Origin of the sequence: Kitasatospora sp. NPDC004799, from assembly GCF_040609095.1 — a bacterium.
Taxonomy (GTDB): domain Bacteria; phylum Actinomycetota; class Actinomycetes; order Streptomycetales; family Streptomycetaceae; genus Kitasatospora.
The window spans coordinates 1-18,626 of sequence record NZ_JBEXJK010000149.1; the positions used below are offsets into that span (position 1 = coordinate 1).

The 18,626-nt window shown below is 73.2% G+C and carries 19 protein-coding genes; 13 read left to right on the top strand and 6 right to left on the bottom strand.

Translation table 11 applies throughout. The features are described 5' to 3' along the window. Positions 1-20: 20 nt before the first annotated feature. From ABZW03_RS19865 to ABZW03_RS19875, 3 genes are all read right to left on the bottom strand, one after another. Positions 21-935, bottom strand: a complete 915-nt coding sequence (locus tag ABZW03_RS19865; RefSeq protein ID WP_355259641.1) for a lytic polysaccharide monooxygenase — start codon at positions 933-935, stop codon at positions 21-23. Between the two features lie 241 nt (positions 936-1,176). Continuing rightward, positions 1,177-1,596, bottom strand: coding sequence for a hypothetical protein (locus tag ABZW03_RS19870; RefSeq protein ID WP_355259643.1), 420 nt, complete (start codon positions 1,594-1,596; stop codon positions 1,177-1,179). A 60-nt stretch (positions 1,597-1,656) separates the two neighbouring features. Continuing rightward, positions 1,657-2,880, bottom strand: a complete 1,224-nt coding sequence (locus ABZW03_RS19875; protein WP_355259646.1) for an amino acid deaminase/aldolase — start codon at positions 2,878-2,880, stop codon at positions 1,657-1,659. 122 nt (positions 2,881-3,002) lie between these two features. Between ABZW03_RS19875 and ABZW03_RS19880 the strand changes: the two genes are divergently transcribed. Continuing rightward, on the top strand, positions 3,003-3,776 hold the full coding sequence (locus ABZW03_RS19880) for an SseB family protein (RefSeq protein ID WP_355259649.1): 774 nt from the start codon (positions 3,003-3,005) through the stop codon (positions 3,774-3,776). Between the two features lie 95 nt (positions 3,777-3,871). On the opposite strand, the gene ABZW03_RS19885 is transcribed toward ABZW03_RS19880, so the two are convergent. Next, positions 3,872-4,246 (bottom strand): DUF1844 domain-containing protein, encoded by a 375-nt coding sequence (locus tag ABZW03_RS19885; protein WP_355259652.1) that lies wholly within the window; start codon positions 4,244-4,246, stop codon positions 3,872-3,874. Between the two features lie 445 nt (positions 4,247-4,691). On the opposite strand from ABZW03_RS19885, the gene infC reads away from it, so the two are divergent. The 11 genes from infC (at position 4,692) to ABZW03_RS19940 (ending at position 15,783) form a co-directional block, all read left to right on the top strand. Continuing rightward, the gene (gene infC / locus ABZW03_RS19890) at positions 4,692-5,417 is read left to right on the top strand and encodes a translation initiation factor IF-3 (RefSeq protein WP_355259688.1); all 726 of its coding nucleotides are present in this window, start codon (positions 4,692-4,694) and stop codon (positions 5,415-5,417) included. A gap of 142 nt (positions 5,418-5,559) precedes the next feature. Beyond that, positions 5,560-5,754, top strand: coding sequence for a 50S ribosomal protein L35 (rpmI, locus tag ABZW03_RS19895; RefSeq protein WP_045701618.1), 195 nt, complete (start codon positions 5,560-5,562; stop codon positions 5,752-5,754). 109 nt (positions 5,755-5,863) lie between these two features. Further along, on the top strand, positions 5,864-6,259 hold the full coding sequence (gene rplT, locus ABZW03_RS19900; protein ID WP_030055649.1) for a 50S ribosomal protein L20: 396 nt from the start codon (positions 5,864-5,866) through the stop codon (positions 6,257-6,259). A 137-nt stretch (positions 6,260-6,396) separates the two neighbouring features. Next, the gene (locus ABZW03_RS19905) at positions 6,397-7,263 is read left to right on the top strand and encodes an RNA methyltransferase (protein ID WP_355259657.1); all 867 of its coding nucleotides are present in this window, start codon (positions 6,397-6,399) and stop codon (positions 7,261-7,263) included. A gap of 164 nt (positions 7,264-7,427) precedes the next feature. Beyond that, complete coding sequence (locus tag ABZW03_RS19910) at positions 7,428-8,531, top strand: ATP-binding protein (RefSeq protein ID WP_355259660.1); 1,104 nt, start codon at positions 7,428-7,430, stop codon at positions 8,529-8,531. Positions 8,532-8,736: 205 nt separating this feature from the next. Further along, positions 8,737-9,858 (top strand): phenylalanine--tRNA ligase subunit alpha, encoded by a 1,122-nt coding sequence (pheS, locus tag ABZW03_RS19915; protein ID WP_355259663.1) that lies wholly within the window; start codon positions 8,737-8,739, stop codon positions 9,856-9,858. Then, positions 9,858-12,359: a phenylalanine--tRNA ligase subunit beta gene (gene pheT / locus ABZW03_RS19920; RefSeq protein WP_355259666.1), complete on the top strand. Its 2,502-nt coding sequence runs from the start codon at positions 9,858-9,860 to the stop codon at positions 12,357-12,359. The genes pheS and pheT overlap by 1 nt, the downstream gene beginning before the upstream one ends. Positions 12,360-12,518: 159 nt before the next feature. Then, positions 12,519-12,956: a GntR family transcriptional regulator gene (locus tag ABZW03_RS19925; RefSeq protein WP_355259668.1), complete on the top strand. Its 438-nt coding sequence runs from the start codon at positions 12,519-12,521 to the stop codon at positions 12,954-12,956. Continuing rightward, on the top strand, positions 12,956-13,861 hold the full coding sequence (locus ABZW03_RS19930) for an ABC transporter ATP-binding protein (protein ID WP_355259671.1): 906 nt from the start codon (positions 12,956-12,958) through the stop codon (positions 13,859-13,861). Before ABZW03_RS19925 ends, ABZW03_RS19930 begins: the two co-directional genes overlap by 1 nt. Next, positions 13,858-14,823: a hypothetical protein gene (locus ABZW03_RS19935; protein WP_355259674.1), complete on the top strand. Its 966-nt coding sequence runs from the start codon at positions 13,858-13,860 to the stop codon at positions 14,821-14,823. Before ABZW03_RS19930 ends, ABZW03_RS19935 begins: the two co-directional genes overlap by 4 nt. Positions 14,824-14,943: 120 nt before the next feature. Next, complete coding sequence (locus tag ABZW03_RS19940; RefSeq protein ID WP_355259677.1) at positions 14,944-15,783, top strand: chitosanase; 840 nt, start codon at positions 14,944-14,946, stop codon at positions 15,781-15,783. Between the two features lie 73 nt (positions 15,784-15,856). Here ABZW03_RS19940 and ABZW03_RS19945 read toward each other — a convergent pair whose 3' ends face one another. Next, positions 15,857-16,726, bottom strand: a complete 870-nt coding sequence (locus ABZW03_RS19945) for a 3-hydroxybutyryl-CoA dehydrogenase (RefSeq protein ID WP_355259679.1) — start codon at positions 16,724-16,726, stop codon at positions 15,857-15,859. 325 nt (positions 16,727-17,051) lie between these two features. On the opposite strand from ABZW03_RS19945, the gene ABZW03_RS19950 reads away from it, so the two are divergent. Next, positions 17,052-17,870, top strand: coding sequence for an SDR family oxidoreductase (locus ABZW03_RS19950; RefSeq protein WP_355259682.1), 819 nt, complete (start codon positions 17,052-17,054; stop codon positions 17,868-17,870). A 53-nt stretch (positions 17,871-17,923) separates the two neighbouring features. On the opposite strand, the gene ABZW03_RS19955 is transcribed toward ABZW03_RS19950, so the two are convergent. Beyond that, a partial coding sequence (locus tag ABZW03_RS19955) for a polysaccharide deacetylase family protein (RefSeq protein WP_355259685.1) occupies positions 17,924-18,626 on the bottom strand: 703 nt, incomplete at its 5' end.

Here is an 18,626-nt window from a genome sequence, read left to right on the forward strand (position 1 = left end):
GCCCGGTCCCGCGCCCGGCGTCAGGAGTCGCGTCGAACAGCCTCGACGCGACGGCGCCGGAGCACCATGCCGGCCCAGCCGACGCCGATCGCGGCGGCGCCCGCGAGCAGCAGCGGACCGGTGGAGGAGGTGCCGCCCACGGCCGCGGAGGCGGTCGGGATCACCTGGCCGGCCGGGGAGTCCGGGTCCCCGCCGTGGCCGTGGTGGGCGACGGTGGACTTGGACGCGTCGGCCGCGATCTGGGCGTCGCTGGGCGCGGCCGGGGCCTGCGCGGCGAGCGCCGACACGGCGGTGGCGGAGGCGCCGAAGTCGACGTCGGAGCAGGCGTAGAAGGCCTCCGGGCTGTCGCTGCGCTGCCACACCGTGTATAGGACCTGGCGGCCGGTGCGCTGCGGCAGGGTGCCGGAGTAGGAGTAGGAGCCGTTCACGGCGTTGCGGTCGACCTGCACCTTGGCCACCGGGGTCGGGTCGAGGTCCGACCACTTCAGCGGCTTGGTCGGGTCGTAGCCCGCCTTGGTGATGTAGACGGTCTGGGTGCCGACGTGCGGCGCGGTGGTGCGGAACTGGAACGTGAAGGCGCCGGCCTTCACCGCGGTGGCCGGCCAGTCGGTGCGCGGCCAGTCCAGCGCCGCGTACTTGTCGCGGTTGGCCGAGCAGAGCTTTCCGTCCGGGATCAGCGCCTGGTGGTTGCCGTTGGCGTTGGCGATGTTGACCTCGTTCCAGTCGTACAGCGGTTGGGTGCCGCTCGCGGCGACGAGGTCCTTGCAGACCTGGGACACCGGGTGCTCGGGGCCCTCGGCGTAGCAGGCGGCGACCCGGCTCACCGGGTTGGTCATCGTGCCGTGGGCGCTGGCGGTGCCGGCGGTGGCACCGGCCACCGCGAGGACCGCGGCGCCGATCACGCCGACGGACAGGGCACTTCGCTTGATGGACATGGGGTGGGGACTCCTTGACCGTCGTTCCGGGCGAGTGTGGGGGAACGGGCACGCCTGCCCGTTCGGGAGCCGCCGGCCCGGCGCGCGGCTCCCGGCCAGAGCGTAGGATTGGTCTGGACCAGATGGCAATAGCCATGCGTGCGGTGCTTGTTGACGGACTGTAGGGCCCCGAGCAGCGCAAAGGCCCGATGGACGGCCGTGGTTAGCCGTTCCATCGGGCCCGCTTAAGGCTCCGGAAAGGTCAGCGCCGCATGTCGTGGATGATGCCGGCCTGGATCACGAGATCGCTGTTGACGGTCGAGCTCCCGCTGATGATGTTGATGATGAACGTCCCGCCGGCGTCCTTGTGGAACTGCCCGGGGAGGAACTCCTCGAGGATCTGGAAGAGCTCCTCGGCCGCCTCCGGCTCCGCCCGGAACAGCGCGCGCAGCCGGTTGCGGAGGGCGGCGGCCTGGTCGGCCAGGACCTCCTCGTCGCCGTCGGCCTCCAGCACCTCGGCGCGGATCAGCTCCAGCTCGGCCCCCGCCTCCTCGTCCCGCTCGCCGCGCCCGAACAGCCGGGCGAATCGCGAACTGGCCTGGTTCCAGGCGGCGGTGGCCATCAGACTGGCCACCGAGGTCGCCCCGGACCTCACCATCTCCTGCACGAGTTCGGCGTCCATGCGGCCCCCTTGCTTGTTCGTGGTGTCGGTACCACCGTAGGGCAAAGCTCGGACGGAGCGTCAGAGGAAGGTCTTCCCCTCGCCCCGGTACGTCGGCACCGTCCGCGCGATCCGGTCGCCCTCGATCAGGTGCAACTCGGCGAAGCGTTCGCACAGTTCGCCCGCCTTGGCGTGCCGGAACCAGACCCGGTCGCCGATCAGCAGGTCGTCCGCGGCCGAGCCGAGCAGCGGGGTCTGCACCTCCCCGGCGCCCTCCATCGGGTCGTAGCGCAGCCCGGCCGGCAGGTACGGCACCGGCGAGCGGTCCGGTCCGGCCGCGCCGGAGGCCGGGTAGCCGCCGCCGAGCACGGTCACCGCGCCGAGGCCGGGGCGGCGCACCACCGGCTGGCCGAACAGCGCGGCCGGGCGGCCCCGGAAGGCGCGGTAGTTGTCGAACAGCTGCGGCTGGTACAGCCCGGAGCCGGCCGCCACCTCGGTGACGGCGCGCTCGGCCACGGTGGACTCCACGCTGCCGGTGCCGCCGCCGTTGACGAACTCCAGGTCGGCCACCTGCCGCAGCCGCCGGACCACCGCCGCGCGCCGCTCCGCCAGTTCGGTCCGGGACCGGGCCTGCATCAGCCGGATCAGCTGCGAGCGCACCGGCCGCCCGGGCACCCGGTCGCCCACCCCGGCGACGTGCCCCTCGTACGCCATCAGGCCGACCACCCGGAAGCCCCGGCGGCGCTGGACGAGTTCGGCGAAGGCGCCGAGGTCCTCGGGGGTGCGCAGCGGCGAGCGCCGGGCGCCCACCCGGACCCGGCCGCCGAGCAGGTGCAGCGAGGTGTCCAGCTCCAGGCAGACCCGCACCTCGGCGTCGCCGGCCCGGGCGCCGTCGATCAGGTCCAGCTGGGCCGGGTCGTCCAGTACGACGGTGATCTCGCGGGCGGCGTCCGGGTCGGCGGTCAGCTCGGCGAAGCCGGCCCGGTCGGCGGAGGGGTAGGCGAGCAGGACGTCGCGGATGCCGGAGCGGGCCAGCCAGAGCGACTCGTCCAGGGTGAAGCTCATCACCCCGAGGAAGCCGTCCACCGCGAGCGCCCGTTCCAGCAGTGCCCGGCAGCGCACCGACTTGCTGGCCAGCCGGATCGGCTTGCCGCCCGCCCGGCGGACCAGGTCGGCGGCGTTGGCGTCGAACGCGGCGAGGTCCACGACGGCCACCGGCCCGTCCAGGTGGGCGGTGGCGCGGTCGTACCGGAGGCGGTCGGAGACCGGGGCGGGTGCGGTCGCGGGTGCGTCGAGGATCGCCATGGGCGCAGGGTGCCACACCGCGCTACCGGTGGGTAGGCCCCGCGGGCGGGGATGTGCGGTGGCGTACCGGAGGCGTGCAGGGAAATGGGGCCGCTCGGACGCGGTGGCATAGGGTCGGGCGGGTGGACCGCAAAGACTTCTCCAACCCGGCGTTCGTCGGCAAGAGCATCCCGAATCCCGGCTTCTCCGACGACGACGGCACCGCCGACCCGGCGCTCGCCGGGGCCCTCGCCCGCTGGTCGCAGGACCGCGCGGCCGAGCCGGAGGTGCTGGCGGCGCTGACCCCCACCCGGCTGATGGTCCCGATCGTCGCGATCCTCGGCGAGGTCGAGGTGGACGCGCACGGGCACCGGCACGAGAAGACCAGCGACATGGCCGTCCCGGTGCTGGAGGCCCCGGACGGGCGCCGCGCGCTGCCGGCCTTCACCTCGCTGGAGTCGCTGGCCCGCTGGCGCGCCGACGCCCGCCCGGCGCCGACGGCGGCGCCGCAGGCCGCGATGGTGGCCTTCTCGGAGCGCGCCGACACCCTGCTGATCGACCCGGCCGGGCCGGTGCCGTTCCAGCTGAGCGGGGCCCGGCTGCGGGCGCTGGCGGAGAACCGCCCGTTCCTGCCGCCGGCCCGGGACCCGGAGGTGCGCGAGGCGGTCCGCGGGCTGCTGGCGGCCGAGCCGCAGGTGGTCACCGGGCTGCTGGCGGCCTCGGAGGGTTCGGACGGGGTGCTCGCGGTGGTGTTCGACCCGGCGCTGGACCAGGCCGGGCTGCAGGCGGCCGCGCAGCGGGTCGGTCAGGCGGTGGCCGCCGACCCGGTGCTGCGGGTGCGGCTGGACCGGGGGCTGGACCTCGCGGTGCTGCCGGCGAGCGCGGAGCTGCCGGGGGAGCCGCTCTACCGGCGGTAGGACCGCTCTACCGGCGCTGGGACCGCTCTACCGGCGGTGGGGAACGACGCGGGGGCCGGGTGTCAGGTGACACCCGGCCCCCGGTCGTACGGGTGTCAGGAGTAGACCGGCCCGGTGAACTTCTCGCCCGGCCCGGCACCCGGGGCGTCCGGCACGATCGAGGCCTCGCGGAACGCGAGCTGGAGCGAGCGCAGCCCGTCCCGCAGCGGCGCGGCGTGGAAGTTGCTGATCTCCGGGGCGCCGGCGGTGACCAGCCCGGCCAGCGCGGTGATCAGCTTGCGGGCCTCGTCCAGGTCCTTGTCCTTCTCGCCGCCCTCGGCGAGACCGCACTTGACGGCGGCGGCGCTCATCAGGTGCACGGCGACGGTGGTGATCACCTCGACGGCCGGGACCTCGGCGATGTCGCGGGTGAGGTCGTCGAAGCCGATCGCGTCGTCCGCGCCGGGGTTCTGGGTGGGCTCGCTGCTCAAGGGTGGCTCGTTCCGTCGTGCCGTGTGGGTACAGGTGGAGCGTACAAGGGGCCCCGCGCCGGGGCGGAATAGCGTTCGACCGCGTGACGCTGTAAGCTTCGAGACTGACCGGCCGGGATCCCGCATGGGCACTCGGCCAGCAAGTGGAGGCTCCACTGAGGAGGCCCGAGAGGGCAACCGCGAAAGTCTCCCACCTGATCGGCCTTGCGGTCGACGGGTCCCGGTCCGCGACGGGCGCCCCTGGCGCCGAGTCGCCGCAGCGCCCCTCACCGGGCGCAGCCCCCGGTTGTGTGGAGCCCCGCTTGTACCGAGCGGGGCTTTTTTCGTGTGGCGGTGTACCTACCGGACAGCGCAGCACGAATGAAGCCCCGCCCAGTGGTCGAGTCCACTACGTGCGACCGCCGTCCGACGGCCGCATCGCAGAAGGTGCAACCGAGGAGGCCCCATCAGCACCGAGCCCCGCATCAACGACCGGATTCGCGTCCCCGAGGTGCGACTCGTCGGTCCCAGCGGCGAGCAGGTCGGCATCGTGCCGCTTGCCAAGGCGCTGGAGCTCGCGCAGGAGTACGACCTCGACCTGGTCGAGGTCGCGGCGACCGCCCGGCCGCCGGTGTGCAAGCTCATGGACTACGGCAAGTTCAAGTACGAGTCGGCCATGAAGGCCCGTGAGGCGCGCAAGAACCAGGCGCACACGGTCATCAAGGAGATGAAGCTCCGGCCGAAGATCGACCCGCACGACTATGACACCAAGAAGGGTCACGTCGTCCGGTTCCTCAAGCAGGGCGACAAGGTCAAGATCACGATCATGTTCCGCGGTCGTGAGCAGTCCCGCCCCGAGCTGGGCTTCCGTCTGCTCCAGCGGCTCGCCGACGACGTCCAGGACCTGGGCTTCGTCGAGTCCTCGCCGAAGCAGGACGGCCGTAACATGATCATGGTCCTTGGCCCGCACAAGAAGAAGACCGAGGCGATGGCCGAGGCCCGCGCCCTCGCGGACGCCCGCAAGGCCGAGCGTCAGGGCCGTACCGCCGGCTCCGACGCCGCTGCGGAGACCGAGGTCGAGGACGTCGTGACCGAGGACGTCGTGACCGAGGCGCAGGACGCCCCGGCCGAGGCGCCGGCCGTCGAGGCCGACGCTCCGGTCGAGCAGCCGGCCGCCTCCCAGGGCGCCTGAGCCTTCACCGGCCAGGAGGCCCGGGAGACCGGCCCACAGGGTGACGGGGCGTCCCGCCCGGTCACCGCAGATCCATCCAGTTCACGCCCGCGTGGCAACCACCGCGCGGGCGTGAACGGGACCGACGAGGAGATACGGCGAAATGCCGAAGCAGAAGACGCACAGTGGCGCCAGCAAGCGCTTCAAGATCAGTGGCTCTGGCAAGGTGCTGCGCGAGCGCGCCGGCCGCCGCCACCTCCTGGAGCACAAGCCCTCGACGCTGACCCGCAAGCTGGCCGGGACGATCGAGCTGGCCCCCGCTGACGCCAAGAAGATCAAGAAGCTTCTCGGCAAGTGATCGCCCTCCCGCCCGGCGCGAGCCGCGAGCGGGGCAGCTGATCCTTCCCGACCCATTCGAATGACGGACCACGTGAAGCAGTCCGTGGTCCAACCCAAGGAGTAATCAAGTGGCACGCGTCAAGCGGGCAGTCAACGCCCACAAGAAGCGCCGGGTCATCCTGGAGCGCGCCAGCGGCTACCGTGGCCAGCGTTCGCGCCTGTACCGCAAGGCCAAGGAGCAGGTCACCCACTCGCTGGTCTACAACTTCAACGACCGCAAGAAGCGCAAGGGCGACTTCCGTCAGCTGTGGATCCAGCGCATCAACGCTGCGGCCCGTGCCAACGGCATCACCTACAACCGCTTCGTGCAGGGCCTGAAGGCCGCCAGCGTCGAGATCGACCGCAAGATGCTGGCCGACCTGGCCGTCAACGACCCGGGTGCGTTCGCCTCCCTGGTCGAGGTCGCCCAGAAGGCGCTGCCGGCCGACGTGAACGCCCCGAAGGCCGCCGCGGACGCCGCCTGATCTTCCGAGATCGGTTGAGCTCTGACCGGACCCGCAGGCTCGCCTGCGGGTCCGGTTCTGCTTTTCCCCTCCCCGCCGCGCCTCCCGACTCCGCACCGCGCCGCCGGACTCCTCCAGCGCCTCCAGAGAACGAGACCATGCCGAGCACCGACACCCCCCTGCTGACCTCCCTGCGCTCGCCGCGCGTCGTCGCCGCCCGCCGGCTGGCCAAGCGCAACCAGCGCGGCAAGGAGCGCCGCTTCCTGGCCGAGGGCCCGCAGGCCGTCCGGGAGGCCGTCGCCTTCGGCAGGCTGCCGGGCACCGGCGAGCACGCGGTGGTCGAGGTCTACGCGACGCCGGAGGCCGCCGAGCGGCACGCCGGCATCGTCGAGGCCGCGCTGGCCGAGGGGCTGCCGGTGCTGACCGCCACCGACGAGGTGATCGCGGAGATCTGCGACACGGTGACCCCGCAGGGCATCGTGGCGCTCTGCCGCTTCATCGACACCCCGTTCGCCGAGGTGCTCAAGGCCCGCCCCAAGCTGGTCGCGGTCCTCGCCCACGTGCGCGACCCCGGGAACGCCGGCACCGTGCTGCGCACCGCCGACGCGGCCGGCGCGGACGCCGTGGTGCTCACCGACGCCTCGGTGGACCTCTACAACCCGAAGGCCGTCCGGGCCTCCGTGGGCAGCCTGTTCCACCTGCCGGTGGCGGTCGGGGTGCCGGTCGAGGAGGTCGTCGGCAAGCTGCGCGAGGCCGGCGTCCGGGTGCTCGCCGCGGACGGCGCGGGGGAGCGCGACCTGGACCAGGAACTGGACGAGGGCACCCTGGGCGCGCCCGGCGCATGGGTGTTCGGCAACGAGGCGTGGGGGCTCCCGGAGGAGACCCGCGCGCTCACCGACGAGGTCGTGCGCGTCCCGATCCACGGCCACGCGGAGAGCCTCAACCTGGCCACCGCGGCGGCCGTCTGCCTGTACGCCTCGGCCCGTGCCCAGCGTTCGCCCGGCGGCTGCCGCTCGAACGCCTGACACCCCGGCGTGTCCTGCGGGTCCTCGCCGGGGCAGGGCCCGCCGGACGCACCCGGGGGGCGCGTCCGGATCACCCGTTGCAAGCCCTACTGCGCGGGCCTGGGAGGCGCTAGGGTCTGCCTCGGTGGGGGGAACGGCACGGTGGGTAATCGGGGAGGCAACCCATGGTCGGCAGCGGGCCCGAGCTCGACCCGGACGACCTGCCGGACGGCCTGGTGGTCGCCGACGCGCTGGGCCGGGTGGTCTGCTTCAACCGGGCCGCGGCCCGGCTCACCGGCGTGCTCCCGCAGGCCGCGCTCGGCAGCGGGCTGGAGGACGCCCTCCCGCTGGAGGACCTGGACGGCCGCCGCTGGTGGCAGCTGACCGACCCGTACGGCGGCCTGGCCATCCGCACCCGCCAGCCGGAGCGCAACCTGTTGCTGCCCGGCGGGCGCGAGGTGCTGGTCTCCGCCCGCTACGTGCGCAGCGTGCCGGGCGGGCCGCTGGAGCGGCTGGTGATCGCCCTGCGCGGCACCGAGGCCCGGCGCCGCACCGAGCGCAGCCACGCCGAGCTGATCGCCACCGTGGCGCACGAGCTGCGCTCCCCGCTGACCAGCGTCAAGGGCTTCACGGCGACGCTGCTGGCCAAGTGGGAGCGGTTCACCGACGGGCAGAAGCGGCTGATGCTGGAGACCGTGGACGCGGACGCCGACCGGGTCACCCGGCTGATCGCCGAGCTGCTGGACATCTCCCGGATCGACTCCGGCCGGCTGGAGCTGCGCAAGCAGGTGGTCGACCTGGCCGCGGCGGTGCGCCGGCACGTCGAGCGCAAGGTCGCCACTGGCATCCCGGAGGACCGCTTCGACGTCCGGATCGGCCGGCCGCTGACCGTGCTGTGGGCCGACCCGGACAAGGTCGACCAGGTGCTCGCCAACCTGCTGGAAAACGCGGTGCGGCACGGCGAGGGAACTGTCACGATCGAGGTGGCACCGGCCAAGGAGGTCGTCGAGGCGCCCGTCTGGGAGCGCAACGGCACCCCGCCCCGCATCGTGGAAGGAACAGCGGTCACCGTGAGCGACGAAGGCAGCGGCATCCCCGAGGAGTCGATGCCGCGCGTCTTCACCCGCTTCTGGCGCGGCTCCAAGCGCGGCGGCACGGGCCTGGGCCTCTACATCGTCAAGGGCATCGTGGAGGCCCACGGCGGCTCGATCCGCGTCGACCGCGCGCCCGGCGGCGGCGCCCGGTTCCGATTTATCCTGCCCGCCGGGGTGCCCGACTTCATGCTCTGAAAGAGGATGAACGACAAGCACAGCACGCTCTGACACGAGCACCGGTTCATGCTCCGAGAGGGCACCTGCTCCTGCTGAGCAGGCCGGACGTCGCTCCCCGGACGGGCTTCGCGGCAGCGGTGTTACCCGCTGCGACTACACTCGACCTTTGGCGTTGGCCCAAAGACCTTGAGCACGGACGAGCAGGAGCACGGGAAAGATAGAGATGTCGGCACCCAACAAGTCGTACGACCCGGTCGAGGTCGAGGCCCTCAAGCCCGAGGTGGTGGAGCAGGCGCGGGACGAGGCGATCGCCGCGTTCGCCGCCGCCGCTTCCCTGGACGAGCTGAAGCAGGCCAAGGTCGCCCACACCGGCGACCGTTCCGCGCTCTCCCTCGCCAACCGCGAGATCGGCGCCCTGCCCCCGCACGCCAAGGCGGCCGCCGGAAAGCTGATCGGCCAGGCCCGCGGGGCCGTCAACCAGGCCCTCGCCAAGCGGCAGGCCGAGCTGGAGGCGGAGCGCGACGCCCGCGTGCTGGTCGAGGAGGCGGTGGACGTCACGCTGCCGTACGACCGCGCCCCGCGCGGCGCCCGGCACCCGCTGACCACCATGGCCGAGCTCATCGAGGACACCTTCGTCGCGATGGGCTACCAGGTCGCCGAAGGCCCCGAGGTCGAGGCCGAGTGGCTCAACTTCGACGCGCTCAACCTGGGCCCGGACCACCCGGCCCGCTCGATGCAGGACACCTTCTTCGTCCAGGCCCCGGACGGCTCCGCCGACTCCGGCGTGGTGCTGCGCACCCAGACCTCCCCGGTCCAGGCCCGCACCATGCTCGACCGCGAGCCCCCCGTCTACGTGGTCTGCCCCGGCCGGGTCTACCGGACCGACGAGCTGGACGCCACCCACACCCCGGTCTTCCGCCAGGTCGAGGGCCTCGCGGTGGACGAGGGCATCACCTTCGCCGACCTCAAGGGCACCATCGAGGTGCTGGTCGAGAAGCTGATCGGCGGCGGCCTGGAGCTGCGCTGGCGCCCCTCGTACTTCCCGTTCACCGAGCCGAGCGCGGAGATCGACCTCCAGTGCTTCGTGTGCCGCGGTGCGAGCGTCGGCAACCCGGACCGGCCGTGCCGGACCTGCTCCTCCGAGGGCTGGATCGAGCTCGGCGGCTGCGGCGTGGTCAACCCGCGGGTGCTGGTCGCCTGCGGTGTCGACCCCAACCGCTACAGCGGCTTCGCCTTCGGCCTGGGCCTGGAGCGGATCCTGATGAATCGTCACAACGTCGCCGACATGCGCGACATGGTCGAGGGTGACGTCCGCTTCACCCTCCCGTTCGGGATGGAGATCTGATGCGCGTCCCGCTTTCCTGGCTGCGCGAGTACGTCGACCTGCCGGCCGGCGAGACCGGCCGTGACGTCGCGGAGCGCCTGGTCCGGGCCGGCCTGGAGGTCGAGACCGTCGAGCAGCTCGGCGCGGACCTCAAGGGCCCGCTGGTGGTCGGCGAGGTGCTCTCCATCGAGGAGCTGTCCGGCTTCAAGAAGCCGATCCGGCACTGCTTCGTGAACGTCGGCGACGCCAACGGCACCGGCGAGCCGCAGGAGATCGTCTGCGGCGCGACCAACTTCGCCGTCGGCGACAAGGTCGTGGTCGTCCTCCCGGGCGCGGTGCTGCCCGGCCCGTTCCCGATCGCGGCCCGCAAGACCTACGGCCACACCTCGGCCGGCATGATCTGCTCCGCCCGCGAGCTGGGCATGGGCGACGACCACAACGGCATCATCGTGCTCCCGCCGGAGTACGAGCCCGGCACCGACGCCATCGAGCTGCTCCAGCTCGTCGACGAGGTGCTCGACATCGCCGTCACCCCGGACCGCGGCTACTGCCTGTCCATGCGCGGCGTGGCCCGTGAGGCCGCCGCCGCGTACGGGCTGCCGCTGGCCGACCCGGCGCTGCTCGACGTGCCGCCGGCGAACTCCTTCGGCTACCTGGTGAAGGTCAACGACCAGGCCGGCTGCGACCGCTTCGTGGCCCGGACGGTCGTCGGCGTCGACCCGAACGCCAAGTCCCCGATCTGGCTCCAGCGCCGGCTGCAGAAGTCGGGCATCCGCCCGATCTCGCTGACCGTCGACATCACCAACTACGTGATGCTGGAGGTCGGCCAGCCGCTGCACGCCTACGACAAGCAGCGCGTGGACGGCCCGATCACGGTCCGCCGGGCGGAGCCGGGCGAGGTGCTGACCACCCTGGACGGCGTCAAGCGCGAGCTCTCCGTCGAGGACCTGCTGATCTGCGACAACAGCGGCCCGATCGGCCTGGCCGGCGTGATGGGCGGCGCCTCTACCGAGATCCTCGACCCGACCGCGGGGCCGGGAACCACCGAGGTGATCATCGAGGCGGCGCACTTCGCCCCGGTCGTCATCGCCCGTGCCGCCAAGCGGCACAAGCTGCCCTCCGAGGCGTCCAAGCGCTTCGAGCGCGGCGTCGACCCGGAGGCCTCGCGCGCCGCCGCCCAGCGCGCCGTCGACCTGCTGGTGCTGATCGCCGGCGGCACGGCCGAGGCCGGGGTCACCGACATCGCCGCCCCGCACCCGCTGCGCACCATCCTGATCCCCGCCGACCTGCCCGACCGGGTGGCCGGCACCGCGTACGGCCGCGAGACCGTCACCCGGCGCCTGCAGGAGATCGGCTGCTCCGTCTCGGGCGCCGACACCCTGGAGGTCACCCCGCCGACCTGGCGCCCCGACCTCACGGACCCGTACGACCTCGCCGAGGAGGTCATCCGGCTGGAGGGGTACGACAACGTCCCCGCCCGGATGCCCGACGTGCCGCCGGGCAAGGGGCTGACCGAGAGCCAGCGGGTGAACCGCCGGATCGGCGTCGCGCTGGCCGGGGCCGGCTACGTCGAGGTCAACAACTACCCGTTCCTCGGCGACGCCGCCTTCGAGGCGCTCGGCCTGGAGGCGGACGACCGGCGCCGCCGCACGGTGAAGCTGGTCAACCCGCTGAACGACGAGGAGCCGGCGCTGCGCACCACGCTGCTGCCGGGCCTGCTCGGCGCGCTGCGCCGCAACGTCGGCCGGGGCAACACCGACCTGGCGATCTACGAGACCGGCACGGTCTTCCTGCCCAAGGACGAGCTGTCCGTGGCCCCGCGCCCGGCGGTCGACCACCGGCCCAGCGACGAGGAGCTGGCCGCGCTGGACGCCGCGCTGCCGGACCAGCCGCGCCGGATCGCCGTCGCCCTCGCGGGCGAGCGGCTGCCGTCGGGCTGGTGGGGCAAGGGCGCCCAGGCCTCCTGGGCGGACGCCGTCGAGGCGGCCCGTACGGTGGCCCGCGCGGCCGGCGTCGAGCTGACCGTCCGCCAGGGCCAGCTGGCGCCGTGGCACCCGGGCCGCTGCGCCGAGCTGCTGGTGGCGGGCACCGACCGGGTGGTCGGCCACGCCGGTGAGCTGCACCCGCGGGTGGTCAAGGCGCTCGGGCTGCCGGCCCGCACCGCCGCGATGGAGATCGACGTCGACCTGCTCACCGCCGACGGCGTCGAGCGGGTCAGCGGCCCGACCGTCTCCGGCTTCCCGGTGGCGACCCAGGACGTCGCGCTGATCGTCGACACCGCCGTCCCGGCCGCCGACGTCGAGGCCGCGCTGCGCGCCGGCGCGGGCGAACTGCTGGAGGCCATCCGGCTGTTCGACGTGTTCACCGGCGAGCAGGTCGGCGAGGGCAAGAAGTCGCTGGCGTACGCGCTGCGCTTCCGCGCGGTCGACCGCACGCTGACCGCCGACGAGGCCACCGCCGCCCGCGAGGCGGCCGTCGCCGAGGCCGTCGCCCGCACCGGCGCGGTGCTGCGCGGCGCCTGACGCGGCAGCGCCCGAGGAGGGCCCCGCCCCGGACCACGCGTCCGGGGCGGGGCCCTTTCGGTTTTCCGGGGTTGACGGTGTCTCAGGGTCGACGGCGCCCCGGGGTTGACGGCGTCCCGGGGTTGACGGCGTCCAGGCCCATCCTTTATCTCTTTACCTATGGAAGTAGATAAGGATGCCGACCGGCCCTCCCCGATCGAGTTCCGCCTGGACCCGGCCTCCGGCGTCCCGACCTACCTGCAACTCGTGCAGCAGGTCGAACAGGCCCTCCGGATGGGCTGGTTGACCGAGGGGGACCGGCTGCCCCGGGTGCGCGAGGTGGTGGCCGGGCTGGCGATCAACCCGAACACGGTGCTCAAGGCGTACCGCGAGCTGGAGCACCGCGGTCTCGCGGCCGGCCGCCGCGGCCAGGGCACCTTCGTCCGGGGCCTGCCCGCCGGGGTGGTGCCGCTGCGCGAGCGGGCCGCGCTGCGCCGCGGGCTGCTGGAGTGGATGCGCGCGGCGCGGACCGCCGGGCTGGACGAGGAGGGGATGGCCGCCGTGTTCGAGGACGCGCTGCGCGACCTGCGCGAGGGCCGGGACGGGGTGGTGGCCTGATGGCCGCGGACACGGTGATCGACTGCGCCGGGCTCGGCAAGCGCTACCGGCGCTCCTGGGCGCTGCGGGACTGCCGGCTCGCCGTCCCCGCCGGGCACGTGGTGGCCCTGGTCGGCCCGAACGGCGCCGGCAAGACCACGTTGCTCAGCCTGGCCGCCGGGCTCACCCTGCCGAGCGCGGGCGCGTTGACCGTCCTCGGCGACCAACGCCCGGGCTCCCCCCGGGCGTTGGACCGGATCGGCTTCGTCGCCCAGAACGCCGCGCTCTACCCCGGCCTGCCCGTGCGCGACCTGCTGGCGATGGGCCGCCACCTCAACCGGCGCTGGGACGACGCCCGGGCCCGTACCCACCTGGACGGCCTCGGCATCCCGCTGGACCGCCGGTACGGCCGCCTCTCCGGCGGCCAGCAGGCCCAGGTCTCGCTCGCCCTGGCCCTCGCCAAGCGCCCCGAACTCCTGCTGCTGGACGAGCCGTTGGCCGCCCTCGACCCGCTCGCCCGGCACGACTTCATGGCCGTGCTGCTGACCGCGGTGGCCGAGGACGGGATGTCGGCGGTGTTCTCCTCGCACGCCGTCAACGAGCTGGAGCAGAGCTGCGACTACCTGGTGGTGCTCGGCGGCGGCCGGGTCCAGGTGGCGGGGGAGGTGGACGACCTGCTGGCCGGCCACCGGACGCTCACCGGCCCGACCGCCGAGGCCGACACGCTCGCCGAGCGGCTGCCGGTGGTGCGCGACCGCCGCGCCGGAGCGCAGTCCCACCTGTTGGTGCGCACCGGCGGCCTGGACGCCCTGGCCCCCGACTCCTGGCGCCAACAGCGCGTCGGACTGGTGGAGTTGGTGCTCGCCTACCTGCGCGAGCCGACTGCCTCCGCCCTCCCCGGCCCCCGAAAGGTGCTGCTCCCGTGAGTTCCCCGACCCTCGCCCCGCCCCGCTCCGCCGTGCTGCGTGCGGCCGGGCTGCGCCACCGGTCCGCGCTGCTGACCCTGCTGACGGTGATGGCCGCGGTCGCGCTCGCGCTGCTGGCCCACGGCTGGTACCTGCACGCCGGCCTGGACCGGACGGGCGCGGCCTCCTGCGACCCGGCCGCCGACGCCTGCGCGGCCGCGTACAAGCGGTTCCTGCGCCGGTACGGCGACGGCCTGCCGGAGATCGGCGCCGTGCTCTACGTCCTCGGCGGGGCCTTCGGGGCCTTCCTCGGCGGCCCTTTGCTGGCACGGGAGTTCGAGCACGGGACGGTCCGCTTCGCCTGGACCCAGGGCGCCGGCCGGACCCGCTGGACGGTGGGCGGACTGGTCGTCGGCGGCGCGGTGCTCGCCGCCGCCGCGGTGCCGTTCGGGCTGCTGCTGCGCTGGTGGAGCGAGCCGCTGGCGCTCATGGACGGGAGGTTCGGCCCGGCGGTGTTCGTGCAGGCGCCGCCGGTGCTGGCCGGGCGGTGGCTGGTGGCCTTCGGGGTCGCGGCGCTGGCCGGCGCGGTGTTGCGCCGTACCGTGGTCGCGGTGGGCCTCGGCCTGGCGGCCTCGGTCGGGCTGCCGTTCCTCTCCTACGCCGTGCGCGCCCGCTACCTGCCTCCGCTGGAGGAGGCGAGGCACTCCATGGCGCCGCTGGCGCTGGACGACCGCTGGGTGCTGGACTCCTGGTTCTCGGACCCGGCCGGGCAGCGGATCTCCGGCGACGAGCTCAACGGCCTCGGCGTCGACTACGCCCACCTCCAGGAGCTGGTGCGCTCCGGCGGCTACACCCTGCACGAGGTGTACCAGCCGGCGAGCAGGTTCTGGCCCTTCCAGGCGGTCGAGTCCGGGTGGACGGTCCTGCTCGCGGCGGCGCTCTGCGCGGCGGCGGTGTGGCGGGTGCGGCACCGGGCGCTCTGAGGCCGACCTCCAAGATCTCTTGAAGAGGTTCCGTCAAAACCCTTGCGGGAGTGCGGCTCCAGGGTTTTTCCTCTTCTTGTTAGGAAAGTTTCCTAACCCCACGAGGAATCGGAGCGTCCCATGCGCCCTCAGCCCCGTCGTGCCCTCCGCATCGCCCTCGCCGCCGCCCTGGTGGCCGCCCCGCTGACCGTCGCGGCCACCTCGGCGGCCCAGGCCGCCCCGTCGTCGGCCGCCGTCCAGCTCAAGGGGGTCGGGCTGGACGACCCGCACAAGAAGGACATCGCCATGCAGCTGGTGTCCAGCGCGGAGAACTCGTCGCTGGACTGGAAGGCCCAGTACAAGTACATCGAGGACATCAAGGACGGCCGCGGCTACACCGCCGGCATCATCGGCTTCTGTTCCGGCACCGGTGACATGCTGGAGCTGGTCCAGCACTACACCGACCTCAAGCCCGGCAACATCCTGGCCAAGTACCTGCCGGCCCTGAAGAAGGTCAACGGCACCGACTCGCACGCCGGCCTCGGCTCCGCGTTCGAGAAGGACTGGGCCACCGCGGCCAAGGACACCGTCTTCCAGCAGGCCCAGAACGACGAGCGCGACCGGGTGTACTTCAACCCCGCCGTCAAGCAGGCCAAGAGCGACGGCCTGCGCGCGCTCGGCCAGTTCGCCTACTACGACGCCATCGTGATGCACGGCCCGGGCACCAGCTCGGACAGCTTCGGCGGCATCCGCGCCGCCGCCCTGAAGAAGGCGAAGACCCCCGCCCAGGGCGGCGACGAGGCCACCTACCTCAAGGCCTTCCTGGAGGCCCGCAAGGTCGTCATGAAGCAGGAGGAGGCGCACGCCGACACCAGCCGGGTGGACACCGAGCAGCTGGTGTTCCTCAACGCCAAGAACTTCGACCTCAACCCGCCGCTGAAGTGGAAGGTCTACGGCGACAGCTACGCCATCAACAGCTGACGCACCGTCAGAACACCGGGCCCGGAAGCGGTTTCACGGCTTCCGGGCCCTGGGTGCGGTTCCGCCGGAGGGGTCAGGCGCTCGCGGTGTAGTCGTAGAAGCCGCGGCCGGACTTGCGGCCCAGCAGGCCCGCGTCGACCATCCGGGAGAGCAGCGGGGGAGCGGCGTACAGCGGCTCCTTGTACTCGTCGTACATCGACTCGGCGATCGAGACGATGGTGTCCAGGCCGATCAGGTCGCACAGCCGCAGCGGGCCCATCGGGTGGGCGCAGCCGGCCTCCATGCCCTTGTCGATGTCGGAGGCGGTGGCCACGCCCGACTCGAACATCCGCACCGCGGACAGCAGGTACGGCACCAGCAGGGCGTTGACCACGAAGCCGGCCCGGTCGCGGGCGCGGATCGGCTCCTTGCCGAGCACCTGGGTGGCGAAGGCCTCGACCCGCTCGGTGGTGGTCGCCGAGGTGGTCAGGGTCGGGATGACCTCGACCAGCTTCTGCACCGGCGCCGGGTTGAAGAAGTGCAGGCCGATCACCTGCTCCGGGCGGGTGGTGGCGGCGGCCAGCTTCACGATCGGGATCGAGGAGGTGTTGGAGGCGAGGATCGCGTCGCGGCGCTCGACCACCCGGTCCAGGGTCTCGAAGATCTGGACCTTGATGTCCTCGCGCTCGGCGACGGCCTCGACCACCAGGTCGCGGTCGGCGAAGTCGGACAGGTCGACGGTGAAGGACAGCCGGGCCAGCGCCTCGTCGCGCTGCTCGGGGGTCAGCTTGCCCCGCTTGACCGCCGTGTCCAGGGAGTTGGTCAGCCGGGTGCGGCCGAACTCCAGCGCCTCGCCGCTGGCCTCGGACACCAGGACGTCCAGCCCGGCCCGGGCGAAGACCTCGGCGATGCCCGACCCCATCAGACCGCAGCCGATCACTCCGACGCGCGCGATGTCACTCACTCAGTTGCCCTTCGACAGTGCTGGGGGTCGCCCAGCTACGGGTGGCCCAGCGAGCTGCTGGACGACGGGCCGGTGAACCGGAATGGGTGCACCGGTCACCGCCCCGGAGACGTTACTACTCCGTACCGGCCAGTAGGTCACCCCCTCCCCGGCAGGGTGCCACCTCCGGGAATCCCCCGAACGAGTGAGGGAGCGCCCCCGGACCCGTGTGCCCGGGGCCGGCTCCGCCCGGCGGCCGACAGAATGCCGCAGACGGGGCCCGGGGGCGGCAGGCGGACCGGGCCAAGGGGCCGGAGACGGACCGGGGGCGTGAAGGGAGCACAGCGTGTCGACGGGATCGCTCGCAGGACAGGTCGCCCTGATCACCGGCGCCGGCCGGGGCATCGGCCGGGAGCTCGCCATCGGCCTGGCCGCCGAGGGGATGGCCGTCGGCCTGGTCGGCCGCACCCACGAGACGCTGACCGACACCCTCAAGGAGTGCGTCAAGCGCGGCTCCCGGGGCGTCGCCGTGACCGCCGACGTCACCCGGCCCGGCTCGGTGCGCGAGGCGGTGCGGGTGGTCGAGCGCGACCTCGGACCGATCGACCTGCTGATCAACAACGCCGGCCTGGTCGACCGCGCCGAGGTGCCGCTCTGGGAGACCGACGCCAACCAGTGGTGGCAGGTGATCGAGACCAACCTGCGCGGCCCGTACAACCTGCTGCGCTGCGTGCTGCCCGGCATGGTCGCCCGCCGGCGCGGCCGGGTGCTCAACCTCAACTCCGGCTTCGCGCTGCGCCCGGACGGCAACTACACCGCGTACGCCACCTCCAAGGGCGCGCTGCTCCAGCTCTCCGACAACATGGCGGACTCGCTCGCCCGCAACGGCGTCGTCGTCCTCGACATCAGCCCGGGCGCGGTGGCCACCGACATGACCGCCGGGATGCCGATGTTCAAGGCCACCACGGCCTGGGGCTCCATCCCGTACATGGTCGCGGTCACCGTGGACGTCGCCCGCGGCCGCTTCGACGGGCTGCACGGGCGGTTCATCCACGCGGGCCGGGACGACCTGGAGGAGCTGGTCAACCGGGCCGACGCGATCCGCGCCGCGGACGCCCGCACGCTGCGGCTGCGCCCGTACAAGGACGACGATCCGATGGTCTGAACCGGCTCACACGGCTCGCCCGCCTGCAGCCCGTCCGCCCGCGGCCGCCCGGCTCACGCGCAGAGCTGGCTGGCGGTGACCGGCCGGAGCCCGGCCTTGGCCAGGCCGTCCAGGATCGCGGGCAGCGCGTCCACCGTGCACGGGTGCCCCATGTGCAGCGCCACCACCGAGCCGCCGCGCACCGAGTTCAGCACCCGGCGCTGCAGCTCGGCGGCCGGCGGGTCGTTGTAGTCGCGCGGGTCGACGTCGAAGGAGAGCACGTGCTCGTACCCGACCGCCCGGGCCTGCTCGCGCACCATCGGGGTGGCGTACTGCGCGGCGGAGGGGCGGAACCAGCGGCCGATCGAGCCGGTCAGCCGCTGCAGGCGCTCCGCGCACTGGGCGATCTCGGCGCGCGCCTGGTCCGGCGTCATGGCCGAGATGTTGAGGTGGTTCTGGGTGTGGTTGCCCAGCTCGTGGCCGCCGTCCAGGATCCGCCGGGCCAGCTGGGGCTGCTGGTCGAGCCAGCTGCCGACCACCATCACGGTCAGCCTGGCGCCGCGCTGCTCGGCGGCCTCCAGCAGGGCGGTGGCCAGCTTCGGGTCGCCGCTGCCGTGGAAGGTGAGCGCCACGTTCCGGCCGGTGCGCGGCCCGTACGCGACCTCCGCCGGGGTGCCGGATCCGGATGCGGCTGAACGGCATCGCCTCCTACGACCGGGCGGTCGAGCTGGAACGCGAGCGGCTCGTCTACCGGGTGATGCTGGAGCGCGACCACGG